The sequence below is a fragment of the Chryseobacterium sp. UNC8MFCol genome, from assembly GCF_000482305.1.
Taxonomy (GTDB): Bacteria; Bacteroidota; Bacteroidia; order Flavobacteriales; family Weeksellaceae; genus Chryseobacterium; species Chryseobacterium indologenes.
Genome location: NZ_KI535291.1, coordinates 144,080 through 166,313, shown reverse-complemented (window position 1 = coordinate 166,313; position 22,234 = coordinate 144,080). Strand labels below are relative to the sequence as shown.

The window sequence follows — 22,234 nt, the reverse complement described above, 5'->3', positions numbered from 1 at the left end:
ATTAAAAGTTGGCGTTCAATCCAATTGTAAAACTCTTTTGTAGTTTAGAAAATGGAAAATCAGGATCTAAACTACTTTTATTTGCTTTCCACAGGATACCAAGATTATTTGCGATAGCTGCAATACGTAAATTTTTCAAGTGTAATGGCTTTAAAATTTGTGGACTCAATGAATAAGAAAGGACAATGTCCTGAAGTCGTATATGATCACCTTTTTCAACCAAAACCTCAGAATTTTTATAGTAATCATCTGCGAGACCGTTTCCAGGATAAACCTGTGCAGGTACATTAGTATTAGTTTCATCGCCAGGTTTCTGCCATCTATTATAAAAATCAGCATGAGAAGTATAGTTGCTATACAAAGCAGTGTACATGATGCTATTACGCTTAAAATAATATCCAAAACGGTATGTTATATTGAAAGAGAGTTCAATACCATTGTAACTGAATGTATTTCTAATTGCACCAAAATATGGAGGAAGCGCATTTCCATTATAAACAAGGTTATTTGTAGGATCTAATGAAAGCTCCTGAGTAATTTGCGTGTACTGCATTGATGGAGAATCTTTCAAAAAACCTCTAGCTTGTCCTGTTTCAGGATCTAATCCAGCCCACGGGTAAGAGTAGATACCAAATAATGGTCTGCCCACCACTGGAGAATAAGAAATAGGATTACGATAGATACTATTATCGCTAAGAAAGCTGCTTAATGACGTCGGTCGTTGATATTCTGTGACCTTATTTTTTGCAATAGAAAATAATGCAAAGGTATTCCATTTGAATTTTTCGCTTGTGATATTTGCCGAATTAATTTCAACATCCAGCCCATTTCCAGACATATTAGCTACATTTCCTCGATAAGAAATAAATCCCGATGTAGGATCAATTGCACTATTGCCGATCAGATCATTACCTTTCCTACTAAAGTACTCCACACTTCCAGCGATACGTTTGTTTTTAATGGCAAAGTCAATACCGATATTCCACATTCGATTTTTCTCCCATCTTAAATTTTTATTTGGGGGATTTTGCAAGGTTGCAGCAGGTAGCTGATTAAAGCTATTGTAAGTCAGCATCGCAGTAGTGTATGCAGTCACTGTTCGGTCCACGTTTCCGCTATAACCAAAGGTTGACCTTATACTTAACTCTGGAAGCCATTGGATTTTATAAAAATCCTCTTTGCTCATATTCCATTTTCCCCCCACAGACCACAACGGAACAGACTTTTCATTTGTGCGAACTCCAAATAAATTTGATTGGTCAATACGAGCACTGGCCGACAGCACATAACGGAGGTCATAATTATAACCAGCATTGAAATAGTAGGAACGGATTCTGTCTAATGTTGCAAAATAGTTATTACCATGAGCGATTAGGCTTGTCCACCCTGTTCCATACATTTCAAATTCATTTACGTAATCAACTGGGATACTTGAACCAACAGCTGGATCAAAGCCATATAAACTGCTAGAAATACCATTAGATTTTGTTTCACGCACTTCGAATCCGGCAATTGAATTAAGCTGATGTTTATGCCATTTTTTGTCAAAATTTAATTGAAAGCGCCCATTAAGAGCCTTTAGTTCACTATTAGTATTATCCAATTTTCCACCAAGCGGTATATTACGCTTCATTACACCGCCATTAAACGTAGTAAACAGATTGATTTGATCTCGCATGAAATAGCTATTCTGATCGTAAAAACTGCGAGAATTTATTTTCTGATTTTCATATTGGAATCGACCTTCGGCTGATAACGATTCAATTATTTTATACTTCAGTGCAGTGTTAATACGAGCTTCTGATTGCTTAACTTTGTTATCTTGACAATCTATTTCATTCAAAGGAATAAAATCCCAATTTAGTAAACCCTCTGAAAGGGCCCTCTGCTTCAAAGTATTACTATAATCTTTTGTCAAGACAGCAGCATTTCCATTTTCATCTACAAGTCTTGCATAAGGATACATCTGCTCCCGCCCCATATTGCTGAGCATCGATGTTACATTTGATATAGATTGAGTATTTTGGTTATAGGATAATCCTACCGAAAGCTCCAATTTTTCTATTGGACGAAACACCTGGTTGCTGTTAAGGCTTATCCGATTAAAACTATTACCTTTTTCCGAGTTTCGGTTTTTATCATAACCCGCTGAAAAATAGTAAGTATATTTATTGGCTCCTCCGCTAAGATTTAAAGCGTACTGCTGCTTTACAGTATTTTGATAGAGATACTTACTCATATCTCTTCGTAAATCTCCATTTCTGAGTGCATTGATCTGTGCATCGGCTTGCTGGGAACTGAGTAGCCCATTTTTCTGATCACTAAGAATACTTACAACAGGGGAATATGGCGGGTTTTCAGCGGTATTACCTATCGTAAAATCATAAAATCCTTTTTCAAAAAGCATTTTTTCAATATCAATGAAGTCAGTTGGTTTGATCTGAGGAATATAGTTCAGATCAGGCTTCTGTCCGATCGTGAGATTAGAGGTAAAACCTATATTCATCGGCTGGTCTGCTCGTCCTTTTTTAGTTTTTATGACGATCACACCATTACCAGCACGAACTCCCCAGATGGATGCCGCTGCTGCATCCTTCAAAATATCAATATCCTCAATGTCGTTCGGATTGATATTGTTTATATCCCCCTCATAAGGAAAATTGTCAACGACAATTAGCGGCTGATCGTTACCAAAGATCGTTGCCTGTCCCCGAATTGTTAGCTTCGGAGATCCTGAACGCTCGTCAAATAAAATAGATGGTGCAATACCTTTCAGCCTGCTGATCACATCGGTCGAAACCTGACGATTAAAAGTCGCATTGTCAACTTTGGAAAATGATCCCGTAGCCCTCTCCTTGGGAATAGACTGGTACCCACTCGCAACAACACTGACCTCCTCTATCCTATTGGAATTCGTGACAAGTACGATTCGTTCGGCACTCTTCGCCGGAACTTCCATTCTTGCGTAGCCCAGATAGGATATCATCAGATCTGAATCAGAAAATTCACCGGGCAATTCAAATGATCCCGCACTGTCGGAAGTAACTGTAAAATTTGTTCCTTTTACCTGAATGGTGGCGCCAACAAGTGGATTGCCATTTTCATCTACAACCCTCCCCCTAATTGTTTCCTTATTTTTTGAAGGGGGTGTATTTCCGCTTGCTGGTTTTTCTTTTAAAATGATAATGCCATCGGCGATCTTGTAGGAAATCGGCTGGTCAGCAAACATCTTATTCAGTACCTCGGTAATGTTGGCATTTTTAAGGTTGATGGAAATTGGACCTGCTTTTTTTAATAGTTCTTCACTATAGGCAAAGTCATACTTTGTGCTCTTCCGTATTTCGGAAATCGCCTTTGAAAGTGGCGCTTTCTGCAGCGAAAGGCTGATCTGCTGCGCCTTAATAGCAGTACCGCTAGCAAGAAGCATAAAGAATAGGGTACTCTTTAAGCCTGCACGCAGCAATTTTTTCCTGCCCGAAAACATATCCGCCACCTGCGGTATATTTTCCCTGTTGGAAAAATCATGTTTTTTCATAGATTTGTGTAGGGTTAATTATTAGTTGCTCGAAACTCTAGTATATAGACCCGATCGCCGGAGTGCGCTAACACTCCGGCATTATTTCAGGCCAACATATGAAACAGTAAATCTTTATTTCTTGATCTCAATCCTCCTTCCGCTCATTTTAAAATTTAAATCTGTAATTTCTCCAAGTGCATAGAGTACGCTTGTCAATTTTTTATCCCGGCTAATTGTAGCATATACTTTTGTACTGGGAACATTCTTATAATCCACATCGATATCGTACCACCGCTCCAGTTGCCTTAGCACCTCCACCAGTTGTGCTCCTTTAAATTGGAATTCATTCTCAGTCCATCCAATAAAAGACTCCGCATCAACTTTTTTGACGTCAATACCACCAAGCACAAATCTACCCTGCTCCCCGGGTTTCAATCTTACTAACAACTCATTTTGTAAATTTCTCAATTCAACACTTCCGCTAATAAGTGTTGTCCTAGAATATTCCTCGTTAGCATACGAATTGATATTGAACTTTGTTCCAAGAACCTTGACCCGCTGGCCTTTTGATTCAACTATAAATGGCCTTGAAGCATTATGCGTAACATCAAAATAGCCCTCACCTTCAAGTTCAACCAATCGCTCCGCACCTGCAAATTTTGTAGGATACTTAAGTTTGGATTCGGCATTCAGCCAAACGGTCGTTCCATCCGATAGCACTGCTTTATATTGTCCTTTACGTGGTGTTGTAAGTGTCGTAAACTGCATCTTTGACGATGAAACAGCTTTGCCATCCAGATAGGTTACACCACTGACATCGCTCTTCACGGTCTTTCCTTGCAGATCAATGACCTGACCATCGTCGAAAGTCAATGTCGCCTGATCCTTACCCGGGTCAATGTCGGCCGTGGCCATATTGACGGTTTCATGAATGGACTGTCTGGACTGATAATACCTGTACAAAAGCAGGGTAAGCGAAAAAAACAGGAATACGGCGGCAGCGGAGGTCCAAAATACAACACGCTTATAATGGGATTGTCGTTTCTTCAATACCCCATGTAATTTTTCAAGTTCCGAAGTAGTGCTGGCACCAGCAAGCTCCCGCTTTAAAAGTTGTTTGGCAACATGCTCGTCGTCTTTCAGGTGTTCAAAGAAAGCACGGTTCTCACTGCTTTGACTGAGCCAGACCTCAACCATCTTCTCTTCGAGAACGGTCAGAACCTCTCTTCGTAAAATCTTTGTCAGAAGGGGGACAATCTTTAACTCATCAAGAATACGTTGCTCATCCATCGGTTTCATTTTAAATAGAAACCCGAAAAGATACCGCGTTGTCTCAAAAAAGTTAAAAAATCAGGAATAAATCATTAAAAGTGCTATCCCGGCACCTGAAAGGGATTTTTTCAACAGTGAAAGTGCTCTTGATTTTTGGGTATTTATCGTACTGACGGGAATACCGAGCTCCTCGGATATTTCCTTTGGCGTATCACCGCTGACAAGCCTGCCCATGATAAGCCGGTATTGTTCCGGCAACAGATCAATTGCTCGGTAAAGCTCCTCATATACTTCGGTCTGAACAATACTATCCAGTACATTTTTTTCAAACTCGTCAAAGTTTTTGGAGTATAGGTCAAACCGCTTTTGGTTCACTTTTTCCTTTTCAATAGCTTTGATACAGCTATTTTTCACGGATATGTAGAGAAACGCTTTGATATTTGACAGCGTTTCAAATCCTTCCCTCCGGTCATATAATTTCAGAAAGATGTCCAGCACAATTTCCTTTGAAATTTCCATCCCGATATTAAGAAGTAACCGGTCTGCAAAAAATACCAATGAAGAATGAAACATCGTGAAGATACGGTCAAAAGCCAGTTTATCACCGCTTTGAAACTGGGAAAGCAGTGCCCTTTCGTCGATCACATTTCGGGATGTCATAATAGGGCAATTGGTAAATGATAAAGTAAAGTTAGATAATATTTATATCATTTGAAAATAAATGAAAATTACTGTTTGAAACAAAGTTAAATCAAGGATCTGTATTCAAAAGATTTGCATGGATCACATCGGTCAGTGCTTCTTTAAGTTTATTGGTGTTCAAATGAACTGGATTCTTTTTTTGCAAGATCTTATTTGAACTATCAACGTTTAAAGAAAGCATTACGTAGCGCTGTCTTTACAGTAATATTTTTAATTAAAGGTTGTATAAACAGATAATAATTGCTATTTTTCGAGCGAAATATAACCATATTAACTCTGTTTTATTAAGTGAAGCATCCTTTAAAAGAAGATCTCAAGACGCAGGTACTGATTTTGCCAGCCAATAATGGAGATTCCATTATTGTAAAAACATTTGATAGCCAAGGCAATCCTTTTAATATTGTTATTGATGGAGGAACGCCGGGAACATTCGAAGAAGTGCTGAAAAAACAGCTGAGGGCCCTACCGGTAATCAATTTAATGATTCTTACCCATATTGACTCCGACCATATCGGTGGACTTATCAAGTTTGTAAAAAATTCATTTTTTAATCCTGATCAGGTAGAACGTTATTGGTTTAACTCCAAGAATATTAAGTTTACGAGAATTGGAGAAAATATAAGTACCGGTCAGGCCAAAACGTTGGAAGAGCTTCTTATTGATAGGGGAAATATAAAAGATAAGTGGCACGAAGATATTATTGTTGGAAGTCAACCTGTCCTACCTGAAGGTATTGAAATCGAAATTCTTTCTCCATCGCAGGAGATACTCGATGAACTTTATAAGAAATGGCCTGACCTCAGCGAGGTTTATAATAAAAAGCTAAAAGATTTAGCTATTTCTTCATTTAAACCTTCACAGATACCGCGTGGTAGCCTTCAAGATCTTGCCCTAGCGGATGATACGCCGCAGAAAGATATCTTCGAAGATATTTTTAATAGTTCATCGATCGCTTTCATGCTCACGACATTTGACAAAAAATTTCTTTTTTTGGGGGATGCACATCCTCACTTTCTGGAACAGATCCTCGAAAAAAAATATTCAGCTGATAATAAATTGAAGGTAGATTACGTAAAAATATCACATCATGGTAGCAAGAATAATACAACAAAAGCTCTACTGGATATGATCGATTGTGATAAATTTATAATTTCAACAAATGGTGGCAGCTCAGACCATACACATCCTGATAGGGAAACAATAGCTCGAATTGTCTACCATCCCCAAAGGATACTGTCGGGCTATTCCAATAGACGTACAATATATCTAAATTATCCTAAGGCTGAAATAGAAAGAAGAGCAGGACAATTTCTCAACGACCTTGATATGGAACATGGTAATTGGGAAATAATTGATAACCATTGCACTTTTGACAAATGACAGAAGACGTATTAAATAGACCCTGTGTTCGAATCATCTTACGGATCGGAAATGTTGATGTAAGTCTTGGAACTGGAACATTAGTTAAAGGTAAGGACGGATTTTACGTTGTTACTGCTCACCACTGTATATATGGCGACAAGAACGCATATCCTAACATTCAGCTACATGAAATAATTGTAGAAAAGCAGTCAACATTCAATGCTCCCTTTGATCCGATCAAAGTGACTGAATTTACGGGTTCAAATTTTGAGGACGATTGGGCAGTGATCAAAGTCAGTTTTGAGGACGATGACGGAAAACATCCTGAAATATGTGCCACAGTAGGTTTTAAGCGTGATGACCAGGTACATTTTACAGGTTTTCAAGCCGTAAATAAAGACGAATTACGCCCCTTTAAAAGCAAAGTTTTAAATGGGATTTCAGGGAGCGAATTCCGAATAACACTCGTGGATCAAGATACTTTCAAGTCCGGGGGTGACCATGCAGTCGGACTTTCGGGAAGCGGCGCATTTTTGGCAAATGGATTGAGGCTAGTTCTTATCGGTGTATTGAAAAATGTGAAGGGCGATGATGCGCTGAACAATGATATCAAATGTTGCAGTATGGCTGAAATAGGTGCGCTTATTGGGCTCGAATTTTGTGAGACAGCAACAATAGACTCCGAAGGTGATCATTGGGCAAGCGGTAGGTTTGATGACATAATTGTCACGGACAAAAGAAACCTTATTGACAAGGTCCTGGATGTTATTCCTAACTTTTCCAAAATAAGGATGCAAAGAATGGCACGAGACCTTGCTAATGGAAAATCTGAAATGACATCCTATATTTTACCGCGAGATATGAGTGCGATTAAGTATCGGGTATTCGATAAGTGTAGGGCAATACTGGAAGATTTTGTAGAGCAAAACACTGATACAGTTTTGACAACAGATCAGATTGATGAGCTCATAGAAAAGTTTACAGTATGTGGATTTCAAATCTTTGAAGAAAAAGCTAAGATGTTCAGATATCCCAAGATGGACAAAGATTTGATGGAAAAGATGATTCTGGATCTTATTAACGAGTGTTATCTTTCATTTGATGAACAAGGAATTTATGCAACAAAATAGAATTTCAGCAAAAAAAAGATTGATGTTTATCCAAAAGGAGGACTACAATTTTCTGGCCTACAGTACGATTATTTTGCTGAAGTCGCTTGACTGCACTGCCGAAACGAAAAAGTTCAAGGATTTTAGAAAGATCGCATATCTTGTGGATTTTGTCAATGAGGGTGGCGTGCCCAGCCAGTTCGAGAGGGAGCGACTTGCTGATATTTATGCCAACGCACAGATAAAGAAAAAGTTACTGCATCATCTGGTAATCGTGTTAAAAAATAGAAATCTGATCGGAGTTTCCGTAAATAAATCTTCGCAGACTATTGACCTTTGGCTTAATTATAATGAGATACCTAAGGATTTCTTTGAGCTAAAAATGTTTGAAAACGAAAGTCGAAATGTAAGAGAACTCAGGGAAACTTTAACGACCAGGGTTAGAAGTATGACTATAAAGACCTTGGTAGAAAGAATATTCAACGATAATAACATACTAACGTGGGGAGTTTAATTGTAAAAAAAATAAAATATTCTGGAGAGAAATACCATTACGAATCTCCCGAACTTACCAAAGGGATCAATATTATTCTTGGCGATAATGGTTCTGGAAAGAGCACATTTAGTTATTTTATTGAATATGCTTTAGGTGGAAAAATCAAACCGTTTGAAGATGATCATGTCGATTCCAGATACTCTCTTATAATAGAGGATAGCAACAATTATGTCAATATAGATCTATTAATAAATGATATTCCATATTCCCTGAAAAGGTTTATAAATGGCAAAGATATTTTTGTCGACAACGGTAAGTTTGTAGAATGTTATCCGCTAACCAGAAGCAAGCAGTCTACTTTTATTTTCTCGGATTGGATCTTAAAGGAGTTGAATATACCTGTATTCGAATTAAACCTTGGCGCAGCACACTGGTATTTCAATTTCAACGATCTGTTCCGCCTTCTTAACTACGATCAAAATACAGAACCAAGAAAAATATATAAATCGCCTGTTGCAGAAAATTTTATAGCTGACTCTATTATTATAAGGAAATCAATTTTCGAAATTTTATTGGGAATGTCTTCTGCAGACTACTTCAAAAAATTGGACGACTTAAAGGATGCGACAAAAAAAAGAGACACTTCAAAAGCAATTTTTCAAAATTATGCTGAGACGCATGAGATATCCGAAGATAGCGAAACTTTAAATAATCGGAAATTAGAAGTTATCGAACAACTGGAATCACTGGAAGAAGAACGGGACAATTATCTTTCTAAGGAAACGACTGTTGATGATAAAATCGGCGAGTTGGCCAATATACAATCAATGTTATATAATCTGGAAGTTGAAAACTCCCAAAAAACAGTACTCCTAAGAACTTTACAAAATGAACAGATGAAAGTTCAGCAGTTACACCGTGAACTTGAGGAAGAAATCCAGCAAATTCGGAAAATCATCTTCACACATGATCAGTTGGATCTGTTTTCTATGGAAGTATGTCCGTTCTGTATGAATAAAAAAGAAGTTGTAAAGGGAATATGCGTATGTGGGTCGAGGTTCAATGACGATGATTATGAAAAGTTTGTTTACAATTCAAGCGAATACGAGGATATCTTGTCCCAAAAAAGGAAAAGCATTACCGCTATAACTTTTGCAAAAGATTCATATGTAAATGATATAAAAGTTCTTAATCAAGAAATATCCAGAAATAAAGAACTGATAGAAAAATATACAGCAAAACTTAAAACGGTGATTGAAACTGCTGAGTTTGCCGGTAATACCACAGTAGTGGATGATTTTAATGACAAAATTTTTGAAGCAAAAGAGGAATTGCTAAATATAAATTATGCTCTTAAAACAAGTGAGGAATTGGAAAAACTGCACGAAGACCTGAAGTCTAAGGAGAGTGAATTTGAAAAAGCAAAAGGCATCTACTACGCAGCTAAAGCTGCATTTGACAAAAATAATGCAAATACAATAGAGCAGTTTAATTCAGTTTACAACGCTTTGTTATCCAAATCATCATATGAGAGCACATTGGCATTTATTGATGAGGATTATATGCCATTTATAGATAACCGTGAATACAAAGCCAACAGTAGCGACGTGCCTAAAAGGTTAATGTATTACTTCACTATCTTAACACTTGCTTTAAAAATGCCTTCTGTTAAACACCCCAGATTCCTTTTGATCGATACTCCCGAAGATTCCGGAATCGACACTGTACATCTTAATCAAAATTTGGAACTCCTCATGGAGGCTGTCAATCTTGGTCGCCAGGAAGATGGTTCCATTAAAGATTTTCAGGTAATACTGACAACGGGATATGGCAAGTTTCCTGAATCGTTCGAAAAATACGTGATTGAAAAGTTCTCAAAAAAAGATGGTGATTTTATATTGAAGCCAAATTTATAATTTTTAGAAATGATTATTGTTGATGAGCTTAGAAAGAAATTGGCATTGTCATTTAGAAAGAAAAATTAATCTTTTCAGGAACGATGATTGAAACGTATATAAACATTTCAGTAAACAGAAAAACAGATATTGATGTGATCAAAGATATATTGATCAGAAATAAGATAGATTCTCCTATTTATATAGCAGAGTATGAAGGCCATTTTAATATTTATTTTACAAGTACTTATGAACAGTGGGAACTTGACAAACAAATATGTCAGTCATTTCCTGGCTATGATCTGTCAACAGACATGCAGCGCGGAAGAAAAGAAATACGGTTAGAAATATCTAGGCATCAATCTGAACTCTGTACAACAGATTGGGGTTACCCGATTGACAACCCCTTGAATGAAACTAAATACCTTATTAAAAAGGCAAGCGAAAAAGGCAACGATGCTCCCATTAAATTTAATCCCGAAATCAGGGTGCTTTTCGGTTCCGAGGAGCAAACTTATTATATCAATATCATCCCGGGCATCAAGAACTCGACTCAGGAAAAGGGATTCTTGCTGCTTAATGAGTTTAAGTGTGAGGCTGACCCGGAGATTACCGATTTCTTTCCGGATACCTTATATAAAACCCCTGTAGATGCTTTTAACAGTGGTAGAGATAAAATAGAAGACACAGTCAATAAAGATTACGCAGAATATCAGGCAATAAAGAAAAAACAAAGGCAGCAAAGAGAAAAATTTCCGAGAAAAATAATCCGTGAATTCATCAAAAACTGCAATAGCAGTAATTATGATGATATAGTCAAAGATTTAGCGCCGGACATCCATTTCGAGATTCGGGTCAACTGGCGACAAAAACTGACCAGCTCAGGACTGGACGAGTTCAAAAATTACCTCGAAGCATCCTACCAGGAATTATGCAAAAGGGATTTTAAAATTAAGTCTTCATGGTCATTTCATGATCAAGATGTAAGAATTATCTTAGATACATTCACTCCTCCTGCAAAAACAGACGAAGCACCAAAGAACAATTATAGAATCTTCCTTAACTTTAGGATCGAAGAGGCTAAAATAACCCAAATACTTTTAGAAAAGTAACCATTTACATCTGAAACATTCTTTTTCAGAAATCCTCTTTATTGTACCAATAGTAGGAGATAAATTTATTCAAAGCTGATAAATAGTTTTAATCAGTTTTGAATAAAGTTAAATTGCTCCATTATACAATTTATAAACCAAGCACAAAATTTAAACAATCATATTGTGCGCCCACAAATTCGGACCTCCTGAATATACTTACAGTTTTTTTTGCCTTTTGTCAAAAGATTTTACTTTTTATAGGCTTAATTTAGTTTCAATAATTCAATAGTAAAAGAAATAAAGCTACACTAACCTATAAACCATATAACATGTTAACAAACATTTTCAGAAACTTAATTTATGCAGTATTCACAATCATGCTGCTACAGTCATGTGAAAGGGATATTGAAACATATCCTCAAACCGACGAAACCACGGTAGCCAAAAAATGGTATGAAGACAACGGGAAGCCTTTTCCCTTAGATTGGAAAAAAGCACAGCTCATAAACGGAAATAATAATACAACCCTGGTGGTTCCCGTGGAGGACGGCACAATCCTAGGCTGGGGATATTCCATGCAGCAAAACCTGGTTTTTACTATTGAAGGAAGTAAAGTTGCTAACGCTAATAAAGTGAGCCTTTTCGCAGACACACGTACTGTGGCGGAATTCTCAGAACAGGCTATCTCCAATTTCATAAAAAAACAAGTGAATCGAAATGAGGATCTGGGCAAAGTATATTATATGGTATATGATCTCGATGATACCTTGTTATACAGTCAATCACTTGACTCGAGTGGATTGAAAAAGGTAAACCTTCAATTGAAGATGAAAGACGCCGATACCAACGTAAACAAAGAAAACGCCAAACCTGACACAAGTAAAAATATACCTGTTGTATGCAGCGAGTGGTATCTGGTAGAATACTTTGACGACGGTACTGCATATTGGACTTATCTTTATACAACCTGCAGCGGTACCGCAAGCGGAGGTGGCGGTGGCGGAGGTGGTGGTGGTAGTAATGGAGGTGGCAGTGGAGGCACATCTTTCGTGGCGGCTGCACCTGTAACTACTATAAATATTGAGCAGCGACTGGATTGTTTTAAGAATATTGTCGATAACGCAGATACAAAATATAAGGTTACCTTGAATGCACACAGAATAGATTTAAATTCTGATAAGCCTGGTCACGCATATCTAACGATTGAAAAATCAAACGGAACGCAGCTTCAAAGACTTTCTTATGGCTTCTACCCGCAATCTGTTGCAGGATCGGCTACAATGCAGCCAACGCCCAGTGCAATGGGAGAAGAATCAAGCGATGAATACCGAAAAAGCGATGCAAGATATAGTTTATCTGTCACCAAAGCGCAATTCAATTCGATAATCAGCCAGTCTATTGCCCTATCGAAAGTCCCTTATGATCTCAATGAAAATAATTGTACACATTATGCTACCGATGTATTTAATTTACTCCTTCCAAGCAACGGACAGTTAAACAATAATGGCTTTTTAACGCCGGATGGCGTTTATACATATTTAGCAAATTTAAAACAGGCGGGCAATCCAAATGTAGCATTAGGTCGGATCCCCCCTCCAACGAGCACAAATTGTCAATAAAGGATATGAAAAGAAAATTTATTACAGGAATTATACTATCTGTTCTGGTGATACCCAATACACCGGTTATAGGTACGGAGATATTGAAGGCCATTGATGGTGACCATTTTCGATATGCTAATGCAAACGCTTCTTTTACCAGCATTCAGTATATTGATACATATACTCCTTGGATGAGCAAATGGGTAACATATGGATTTATCTATGATACTAAGCCGGAAATGGTCAATATGGAAATTTTTAGGCTGTATAGAATTAACCCACTGTGTTTTTGGCGCTGGCGCTATTATTTAACCGTAAGCAAAAATTTCGAATACCGCGACTGGGAAAAAATAAAGCCGAACAGAGTTCCCTTCAAACCATTAAATAGATGGCAGGACTTCTAATTTTCCCTAAAAAGATCAAATGGAAGTAGCCTAGTATTTTTCTTTAATAAGCGACCTACAGTTGGAAAAACTCTCATTTTATGGGAGTTTTTCTAATAAAATCCATCAAAGTAAGATCATACCCAAAATATGTGCAACGGTCTTTCATACCTAAATAATGAAGATCGCCTGCAACTAAACAAAAGAGAGATGAAGAAGAAAACAATTAGAATGATGAGAAAAGCAATTATTATAGTGCTTACCACTATGATCGTAGTTCCCAATCTGCCTTTCATAGGTAAGGACATTTCGCATCGGTTAGATGAGGGATATTTCAGATATTCCAATTTAGATGGTTCATATACAATAACCCAAGATTTTAATTTTAAAAGCCCTGGTTTCTCAGCGCTTCATTTTGAACAATGGATAAAAAGAACATCTCCCTCTGAAGAAAACCGGAAACTTTACAGATTGTACAAAATCAATCCATTATGCTTCTGGCGATGGAGCAATTATCTTAGACATGGTGTGCATTTTGACTATATGGACCCAAGTGTCATTGAACAGAATATGGATAAGAAAAAGGTCTATACTAATAAAGTAATGTAGTATTAGGTCGTGTAGTTCAGAAGACTAACACCGATAAACAAAAAAGGATATGAAAAGAAAATTTATTATAGGAATTGTACTAAGTGTTCTGGTTATACCCAATACACCAATTATAGGTACGGAAATAGTGAAGGCCATTGATGGTGACCATTTTCGATATGCTAATGCGAACGCTGCTTTTACATCCATTGATTACATGGAAGTTTATCAACCATGGATAAGCAAGTGGACAACTTTTGGATTTATCCATGATACTAAACCGGAAATGGTCAATATGGAAATTTTTAGATTGTATAGAATTAACCCACTGTGTTTCTGGCGCTGGCGCTATTATTTAACCGTAAGCAAAAATTTCGAATACCGCGACTGGGAAAAAATAAAGCCGAACAGAGTTCCCTTCAAACCATTAAATAAATGGCAGGACTTCTAATTTTCCCTAAAAAAAATCAAATGGAAGGGCCTAGTATTTTTCTATAACAAGCAACCTGTATACTAGGAAAAACTCTCATTTAATGAGAGTTTTTCTAATAAAATCCATCAAAGTAAGATCATAACCAAAAATACGTGCAACGGTCTTTCATACCTTAAGTAATGAGGATCGCCTGCAACTAAACAAAAGAGAGATGAAGAACAAAAATATAAAGAAAGTAATGCTAATAGTGCTAGGCACTATTCTCCTGATTCCAAAACCTGCCTTTTATTGGTAAAGATATCTCCCATCATTTAGATGAGGGATATTATCGATATGCAAATTTAGATGGCTCATATACAATAACCCAAGATTTTAATTTTAAAAGCCCTGGTTTCTCAGACCTTCATTTTGAATATTGGGTAAAAATGACATCTCCTGCACTGGAAAACCGGAAGCTATACAGATTGTACAAAATCAATCCATTATGTTTTTGGCGGTGGAAAAACTATTTAGTTAATGGTGTGCATTTTGACTATATGGACCCCGATATCATCGAAAAGAATATGGAGAAGGAAAAGGTCGATGCCTCTAAAGTAATGTAACATTAAGTCGTGTAGTTCCCCCAGCTAGCACGAATTGTCAGAAAAGGATATGAAAAGAAAATTCATTAAAGGAATTGTACTATTTGTGTTGGTTATACCCAATACACCAATTATAGGTACGGAAATATTGAAGGCCATAGATAGTGATCATTTTCGATATGCTAATGCAAACGCCGCTTTTACCAGCATTGAATACATGGAAGTTTATTCCCCTTGGATGAGCAAATGGACAACTTATGGATTTATCCATGATACGCGACCGGAAATGGTCAATATGGAAATTTTTAGGCTGTATAGAATGAACCCATTGTGCTTTTGGCGTTGGCGCTATTATTTAACTGCTAGCAGACATTTTGCGTATCGCGATTGGGAAAAAATAAATAAAAACAGGGTTCCCTTCGAACCATCTAATAGATGGCAGAAGTTTTAATTTTATATAATTAGGAATCTTTACGCTTGGAAAAACTCTCATTACATGGGAGTTTTTTTTGAATACATCCATAAAAAAACGCATCTTTAAAAGATGCGTTTAAAAACTAATAACCATGAAACGTATGAAAACCGTAAACAGTCTAATACGTATGTTTGAAATATATTATATTTTTAATCTTAACTAATTATATGACCTTTAATCGAGATAAGATCTCAATTTTCAGTTGCAAATTTAAGCATAATTTCAGATCTGCCTACGGATTCCCGTAATCTCATTAATTCATTTTCCTTATTGATAGCATTAAAACATCTTTTTTCTAGGAAGACCAATTTCACTTTCCTGTGGATAAGGAGCACGGAAAGTCATACTGACATCTTCTTTGATCCGTTGCTGGGCCTCATATTTCTTTTCCTCATCGTTCGAATACCTTGGATCAGCAATAAATGGCATCTTTGCCATCTTGGTGATGGTAATTGTCGGAAAATGAAAATCTACCTCCACTATGCCCAATAAAAGATAGCAACCCCCACCCTGAAAAGGATACTTTTCAAGGCAGTCCGGAAAATGGGCTGTGTCAAAATAATTCCCCTCGACATCTATCCACGTTCCAAAGAACATTGTCCCCCGCTTGGTCGGAACATGTTTCCTTGAAATAAGGTACGCTAGCATCTTGACTTCCTTTTTATGATAGGCAGTCAGATCTTTGGCCATGACAGTTCCCCTATATTTTGTCTGTAAAAGATCGAAAGGTGTACAGGATACCGGAAAACTTAAAATCTCGATTTCATCGAAGGCATCCTCAAACACATTTCTTTTTAATTCCGGAAATTTGTATTCCTTGATCGGTTCTTCAAAAAGAGTCTGAAATCTTTTCTCCGGTTTAAAATCCCCCAGTAAAATGCGCGCTTTGAGCAATAGTTCATTCTTTGGAACACCTGAAAAACGAAATGCTCCGATAAAGATCAACGTTTGCAAAGTCTCAATACCAATTGGAACCCTCTTGATAAAATCTTCCATTGACCTATACTCCCCATTTGCCTTTCTTTCCTTTGGTATCAGCTGAGCAAGTTTCGATTCGACTTTTTCAAGAAGCATCAGTCCCAGATATATTTCCTCTCCATAAATCGTTGTTTCGTACTCGCTTTTATTGACACATGGATTCAATATAATACCCCCTGACATCCTTGCCTCATGTACATAGACCTCTGTCCTATAGAAACCGCCCATATTATTTATCGCCGAAACCATAAACTCCAATGGATAATAAACTTTCAGGTAAAGCGATTGATAACTTTCCACTGCATAGGAAGCGGAATGGGCCTTACAAAATGAATACCCTGCAAAAGATTCGATCTGCCGGTAAATTTCTTTACTCAGCTCCTCAGGATGCCCCTGCTCTCTGCAAGATGCAAAAAAATCATCCTTCACTTTTTGAAGTGCACTTAATGACCTACCTTTTCCGCTCATTGCTCTTCGCAGGATATCCCCGTCAGCAGCAGAAACCCCTCCATAATGCAATGCGATCTTGATCACGTCTTCTTGATATACCATAATGCCATAGGTTTCCCCTAACTGCTTCTCAAAAACAGGATGGAAATATTCAAACTTGTCCGGGTTGTTATGCCTAAAGATGTATTCCCGCATCATTCCCGATTGGGCAACACCTGGTCTGATAATGGATGAAGCAGCAACCAATACTTTATAGTTATCACACTTTAACCTTCTGAGTAAACCGCGCATTGCTGGTGATTCAATATAAAAACAGCCTATGGTTCTACCCTGACTTAAATATTCATTGCATTTTTGTTCATCTTTAGAAATCGTAGTGTCTTTTATATTGATTCTAAGTCCCCTTTTTTCTTCCAGTAGTCTTACGGTATCGTTAATCGTACCAAGCCCTCTTTGTGATAAAATATCAAATTTTTCAAAACCGACCTCTTCAGCAACATGCATATCCCATTGTACAATGGGAAATCCCTTTGGTGGCAACTCTAGGGCTGTAAAATTTGTCAGCGGTTCCTCGGAAATAATAATCCCGCAGGAATGCATACTCCGCTGGTTGGGAAATTTTTCAAGCAGCTTCCCATACTTCTGCACCTGCTTTACTATATCGTCCCGAAATACACGCTCTGGATATTTGCTGAGCTCGTCAAGCTCCTCCTTGGGAAGTCCAAATGCTTTGCCTACTTCCCGAATGATAGAACGGTATTTAAACTCTACATTAGTACCGCAGAAGGCGACATACTCTTTACCGTATCTATTGAAAATATAATCCAGAATAATATCTCTTTCCTGCCATGACCAATCAATATCAAAGTCAGGCGGACTTTTTCGGTTAAGATTCAAGAACCTTTCAAAATATAGATCAAGCTCAATCGGACATATATCTGTAATACCGAGACAATAAGCGACTATCGAGTTCGCTCCGCTCCCACGTCCCACATGCATAAAGCCCATGCTATTACTGTATCGGATGATATCCCATGTAATCAGAAAATAACCGCTAAAGTTCAATTCGTCGATGACCTTTAGCTCTTTCTCAATCCGCTGTTTTGCCTGCTCATGATTTCTTCCGTACCGTCTTTCCAATCCCGCATAAGCTAAACGGGTCAGAAGTTTAAGGTCATCGGCCTTTGTACCTGTATAATGTTTTCTATTTCTGGGCGTCGAAAACGCAAAATCAAAGCTGCATTTTGAAAGTAATTTTTGCGTATTCTCAATAATTTCGGGATAGTGACGATAAATTCTATGTATTGAATCCACAGAACGAAAATATTCCGATTTTCTGCACACTTCTTTTTCCGGCAGTTTTGAAAGAAGTAAATTGTTATCAATGGCACGTAAGATCCTATGAAGATTATATTCCTTCTTTGTACTAAATGTAACCGGGTAGAGAACAACCATTTTTGATATTAGCCTTTTTAATTCGGGTCGTATCAACACATTGAGTTCATCCTCTCGGATACCGATATATTCATTATCACGAAGATTTTTAGGGAAATTATCCAAAGGATAAATAATAAAATTGTCCCTTAAATCCGGCTGTACCGGTAAATCGACCCCATCACAATTATACGAAGTAAGCATTCTGTTTACTTCTGACAGTCCTCTAAAGTCCTTAGCAATTGTTATATAGTACAGTTCACTACCTTTACGCACTTCCACTCCTACAACCGGGCGAATATTATTTCTTTCACATTTCGTTTTAAATTCGTAGATACCGGTTACCGTATTTATATCGGTTAGAACAAGTTCCTCTATTCCCAGAGCTAATGCCTGCGAAATAAGTTCATCTATGGAAAGCGTTCCATAACGTAGGCTGTGAAAGGAATGGCAGTTTAAAAACATACTTGCACATGCTAACGTGAAAAATTAAAACCTATAGCACGACCTACCGCACCTTTACCGAAACGGTTTTTGATATTGTCCATTGCCTGATATAAACTAATGAGCTCTGCATTATCTTCAAAAAGGTTCATCTGGTAGCTACCGTGAACAAGATCTGTGAATCGTAAACCCACTAAACGTAGACGCATCCGGCGTAAATAAACCTTATCAAAAAGTTCCAATGCTACCCTAGCCAATGTATGGTCAGAAGAAGTATAGCTCACCCGGCACTGTTTGGATTCTGTATCAAAGTTTGAATACCTGATCTTGATCACAACTGTAGAAGTCAGCCACTTTTCCTGACGGAGCTGATGGGCAAGCTGCTCTGCCATACCCGATATCAGGCTTTTAACCTCAAAGACATCCATTGTATCACTGCTAAAAGTCCGTTCTTTTGAAATTGACTTTCTTTCGGAATAAGGTATAACAGGGGTTTCGTCAATACCATTCGCCTTTTTCCACAGATCGACTCCATTTTTTCCGATCATCTGCTGTAGGACATCAACAGGCATTTCTGAAAGTGTGCCGATAGTCCGGATACCGACTCTCGAAAAAAGCTGGAAAGTTGCACTGCCGACCATCGGCATTTTTTTTATAGACAAAGGATTTAAAAATGACTGAACGCCAAATGAAGGAATCTCTCGATGTCCGTGAGGCTTTGACTCGCCAGTCCCGATCTTACTTACCGTTTTATTCGTCGATAGTGCATAACTGATGGGTAAACCTGTTTCCTTCTCGATCTTGGCTCCGAGTTCATTGGTCCATTTATAAGCTCCGAAAAACCTGTCCATCCCAGTTAGATCCAGATAAAACTCATCGATTGAAGCCTTTTCCATTACCGGGGCACTTTCCTCGATCACCTCAGTGACCATATGTGACATCTTGGAATACAGTTCCATATCACCCTTAACAACTTTTGCTTGCGGGCAGAGACGAAGCGCCATTTTCATGGGCATAGCTGACCGTACCCCGAACGTTCTTGCTTCATAGCTACATGAAGAAACAACACCCCTGTCACCTCCACCAATGATCAGTGGAATCCCGTCTAAACTGGAATTTATCAGTCTTTCGCAGGACACGAAAAACGTATCCAAATCCAAATGCACTATCGATCGCTCCATATTGTTTACTAATTTATTTAGCAAAATTGATAAGATTTTTCACAATTTATATTACATTTGTTGTGAAAAATATTCACAAAATGTCAACACGCTCTATTTTAGCTGATAACATAAGGTATTTAAGGATGCAGCAGATACCGGAACTCTCGCAACAGCAGATTGCTGACAGGCTGTTTGTGACAAGAGTTTCTTATGCAAAATATGAGACTGCAAAAGCTTCGCCTCCGCTGGAAGTTTTGCTAGCGATTTCAAGATATTACCACATCAGTACAGATCTGCTGCTGACTGTAGATCTAAGAAAATATAAGCTGCAGGAAATGCTTAACCTTCCGGATAATAGAATCCTGCTACCCATAAAAACTGATTCATTAGGAGAAAATAAAATAGAAATAATACCCTATAAAGCCTCAATGGGCTACCTGTCAGGATATGCTGATCCAGAATATATTGAAAGTCTGCAAACAATGTCACTACCATTCCTACATAATGGAAAATATAGAGCTTTTCCAGCAATAGGCGACTCAATGCCTCCCTATCAGGATGGCACTTACATTGTCGGAAAATATGTTGAGAGTATTCAAGATATCAGTGTAGGCAAAACGCATGTACTGGTAACCCGCACAGGATTTACCTTCAAACGCATTGAAACTATCAACGACAGTTCCATTACCGTAAAATCTGACAACACATTTTATGATAGTTACGATATTTCATTTGCCGACCTTTGGGAGATTTGGCAATATGCAGGCAGCTTTTCATCTAAAGAACAGGAAATAATTGACTTCGCTGGAGATGACATAAAATCAATGCTGATAAAATTGATGCAAGAGGTAAGGGAATTAAAAGCCCGATAAATACTTAATCAACATCCTTTTTATCAATGATACTTTCATAAAATTCATTTAGCTTTTTCACCAAGGCTTTAAATACCTCCAGATCAGTTGCAGTCTCCTGGAGACCCAACCTTTGTTTGCACGAATTATACCGTTTCACAAAACTGGAATCACTTAGGTGCCCATGTAATTGTCTCAAATCATTCAGCACAAATAGAGGTGCAATCAATGTTTCTGCGTCACTTTTCAAAAGCACTCTCTCAATGAACAATGATAAAAGCTTTAAACTGCCTAACTTTCTACCTTCTTTATTTACTAAATCTTCATTAGCTAAACCAGATTTTTTTAAGATTTCTCTTAGCGATTGATCTTGAATATTCTCTACAAGATATTTATTTAAACTGAGAAACGCAGAAAATACCTGCTCCCTTTCTTCCATTATGGGGGGCTTATAATATTCAGATAACTTGGTGACATCAACTTTGGTGAGATCTATTCCAAATTTATCTCTAATTTCAGAATTGAATTGATTTTTTAAATAAAATAAGCGTGTTTCGTTATCAGAATTCTGAAAAGCATCATTTGGAGAATATGGATTCTGACTTAAATAAAATTTTGAAAAAACTTCATGATCGGACGGAACGTTTGAGGCTTGAAATCGTTTCAGATGGGGCTTCATATCTTCATCCCTGAAATCTTCATCAAGATCACCAAGCCATTTAAACAATTTTCCATTTCTGTTAATTCCAAATCCCCAACTAAATAATGGTTCTCCCTTAAAATATATATTACAGGAAGAAAACGAGGTAAATTTTACTGTGTAATCAGGATGGCCATTATAATAAATCAAAAGATCCTTATCGAAGAAAATCGGAGTCAAATATCCATCATCCTCCGGACGATATAATCCTGGAATTATATAGTAATCTAAAGGATCATATTGAAATCCCAAATGATCATATCGCTTAAATCTCTTTTCTGAATCCAGCTTTGAAAAAACGTATTTCAAAGGCATGTCAAAAAACTCCCCTTCTTTTATTTCGTCGATCATTTCATCTCTAAACTTCATGAAATTATCACCGGGAAGAATACTTTCCCTGTCACCGCAGCTCTTACATAAATAAAAAGGTATTTTGATTCCGAAACCTTTCTTATTATCTGCATCATTGAAGTTTACCCCGGCAAATTCAATAAATCTATAATCCCCACATTTTTTACATTTAAGCGGATGTACCATACCTAAAATTTTAAAGTTTTTGTCGAATCTTTATAAACAATGACGATTTGTAATTCAGCTAGCTTCCCAGTTTTGCAAAGAAGCCGATCCTAATTTAGCTTTACCCAAATATAAAGAAATTGAACTCACGATAGACAACTTCATTCTTTGCAAAATCAAACCTAAGTCA

The 22,234-nt window shown here is 37.5% G+C and carries 18 protein-coding genes; 12 read left to right on the top strand and 6 right to left on the bottom strand.

What is annotated here, in order from left to right; translation table 11 throughout:
• Window position 1 precedes the first annotated feature (1 nt).
• The 3 genes from M030_RS24500 to M030_RS0118485 all read right to left on the bottom strand — a co-directional run bounded on the left by M030_RS24500 (window position 2) and on the right by M030_RS0118485 (window position 5,449).
• A complete protein-coding gene (locus tag M030_RS24500) occupies window positions 2-3,535 on the bottom strand; it encodes a SusC/RagA family TonB-linked outer membrane protein (RefSeq protein ID WP_051585170.1) in 3,534 nt (1,177 codons plus the stop codon).
• A gap of 114 nt (window positions 3,536-3,649) precedes the next feature.
• Window positions 3,650-4,807 (bottom strand): FecR family protein, encoded by a 1,158-nt coding sequence (locus M030_RS0118490; RefSeq protein WP_185097402.1) that lies wholly within the window; start codon window positions 4,805-4,807, stop codon window positions 3,650-3,652.
• 60 nt (window positions 4,808-4,867) lie between these two features.
• On the bottom strand, window positions 4,868-5,449 hold the full coding sequence (locus tag M030_RS0118485) for an RNA polymerase sigma factor (protein WP_027374855.1): 582 nt from the start codon (window positions 5,447-5,449) through the stop codon (window positions 4,868-4,870).
• A gap of 330 nt (window positions 5,450-5,779) precedes the next feature.
• On the opposite strand from M030_RS0118485, the gene M030_RS0118475 reads away from it, so the two are divergent.
• From M030_RS0118475 to M030_RS0118425, 11 genes are all read left to right on the top strand, one after another.
• The gene (locus M030_RS0118475; RefSeq protein WP_027374854.1) at window positions 5,780-6,871 is read left to right on the top strand and encodes a ComEC/Rec2 family competence protein; all 1,092 of its coding nucleotides are present in this window, start codon (window positions 5,780-5,782) and stop codon (window positions 6,869-6,871) included.
• Window positions 6,868-7,983 carry a trypsin-like serine protease gene (locus M030_RS0118470; protein ID WP_027374853.1) on the top strand — a complete coding sequence of 372 codons (1,116 nt, stop codon included), beginning with the start codon at window positions 6,868-6,870 and terminating at the stop codon, window positions 7,981-7,983. Before M030_RS0118475 ends, M030_RS0118470 begins: the two co-directional genes overlap by 4 nt.
• Complete coding sequence (locus M030_RS0118465) at window positions 7,970-8,476, top strand: hypothetical protein (RefSeq protein WP_027374852.1); 507 nt, start codon at window positions 7,970-7,972, stop codon at window positions 8,474-8,476. The genes M030_RS0118470 and M030_RS0118465 overlap by 14 nt, the downstream gene beginning before the upstream one ends.
• The gene (locus tag M030_RS0118460; RefSeq protein ID WP_027374851.1) at window positions 8,464-10,374 is read left to right on the top strand and encodes an ATP-binding protein; all 1,911 of its coding nucleotides are present in this window, start codon (window positions 8,464-8,466) and stop codon (window positions 10,372-10,374) included. Before M030_RS0118465 ends, M030_RS0118460 begins: the two co-directional genes overlap by 13 nt.
• A gap of 83 nt (window positions 10,375-10,457) precedes the next feature.
• Window positions 10,458-11,465 carry a hypothetical protein gene (locus M030_RS0118455; protein ID WP_027374850.1) on the top strand — a complete coding sequence of 336 codons (1,008 nt, stop codon included), beginning with the start codon at window positions 10,458-10,460 and terminating at the stop codon, window positions 11,463-11,465.
• 311 nt (window positions 11,466-11,776) lie between these two features.
• Entirely contained in the window at window positions 11,777-13,066 is a 1,290-nt protein-coding gene (locus M030_RS0118450; protein ID WP_155860281.1) for a hypothetical protein, read from the top strand.
• Between the two features lie 5 nt (window positions 13,067-13,071).
• Window positions 13,072-13,452, top strand: a complete 381-nt coding sequence (locus tag M030_RS0118445; RefSeq protein ID WP_027374848.1) for a hypothetical protein — start codon at window positions 13,072-13,074, stop codon at window positions 13,450-13,452.
• A 189-nt stretch (window positions 13,453-13,641) separates the two neighbouring features.
• Window positions 13,642-14,040, top strand: coding sequence for a hypothetical protein (locus tag M030_RS0118440; protein ID WP_155860280.1), 399 nt, complete (start codon window positions 13,642-13,644; stop codon window positions 14,038-14,040).
• Between the two features lie 49 nt (window positions 14,041-14,089).
• Window positions 14,090-14,470, top strand: a complete 381-nt coding sequence (locus tag M030_RS0118435; protein WP_027374846.1) for a hypothetical protein — start codon at window positions 14,090-14,092, stop codon at window positions 14,468-14,470.
• A 407-nt stretch (window positions 14,471-14,877) separates the two neighbouring features.
• Window positions 14,878-15,054 carry a hypothetical protein gene (locus M030_RS25630; protein WP_155860279.1) on the top strand — a complete coding sequence of 59 codons (177 nt, stop codon included), beginning with the start codon at window positions 14,878-14,880 and terminating at the stop codon, window positions 15,052-15,054.
• A gap of 49 nt (window positions 15,055-15,103) precedes the next feature.
• Window positions 15,104-15,484 (top strand): hypothetical protein, encoded by a 381-nt coding sequence (locus M030_RS0118425; RefSeq protein ID WP_027374845.1) that lies wholly within the window; start codon window positions 15,104-15,106, stop codon window positions 15,482-15,484.
• A gap of 303 nt (window positions 15,485-15,787) precedes the next feature.
• Here M030_RS0118425 and M030_RS0118420 read toward each other — a convergent pair whose 3' ends face one another.
• Together M030_RS0118420 and dinB are read right to left on the bottom strand one after the other, a co-directional pair.
• Complete coding sequence (locus tag M030_RS0118420; protein WP_027374844.1) at window positions 15,788-18,835, bottom strand: DNA polymerase III subunit alpha; 3,048 nt, start codon at window positions 18,833-18,835, stop codon at window positions 15,788-15,790.
• Window positions 18,836-18,846: 11 nt separating this feature from the next.
• The gene (gene dinB, locus M030_RS0118415; protein ID WP_027374843.1) at window positions 18,847-19,995 is read right to left on the bottom strand and encodes a DNA polymerase IV; all 1,149 of its coding nucleotides are present in this window, start codon (window positions 19,993-19,995) and stop codon (window positions 18,847-18,849) included.
• A gap of 80 nt (window positions 19,996-20,075) precedes the next feature.
• Here dinB and M030_RS0118410 point away from each other — a divergent pair, with 80 nt between their 5' ends.
• Window positions 20,076-20,849, top strand: a complete 774-nt coding sequence (locus M030_RS0118410) for an XRE family transcriptional regulator (protein ID WP_034722856.1) — start codon at window positions 20,076-20,078, stop codon at window positions 20,847-20,849.
• A gap of 4 nt (window positions 20,850-20,853) precedes the next feature.
• Here M030_RS0118410 and M030_RS0118405 read toward each other — a convergent pair whose 3' ends face one another.
• The gene (locus tag M030_RS0118405) at window positions 20,854-21,897 is read right to left on the bottom strand and encodes a hypothetical protein (RefSeq protein ID WP_155860278.1); all 1,044 of its coding nucleotides are present in this window, start codon (window positions 21,895-21,897) and stop codon (window positions 20,854-20,856) included.
• Window positions 21,898-22,234 lie beyond the last annotated feature (337 nt).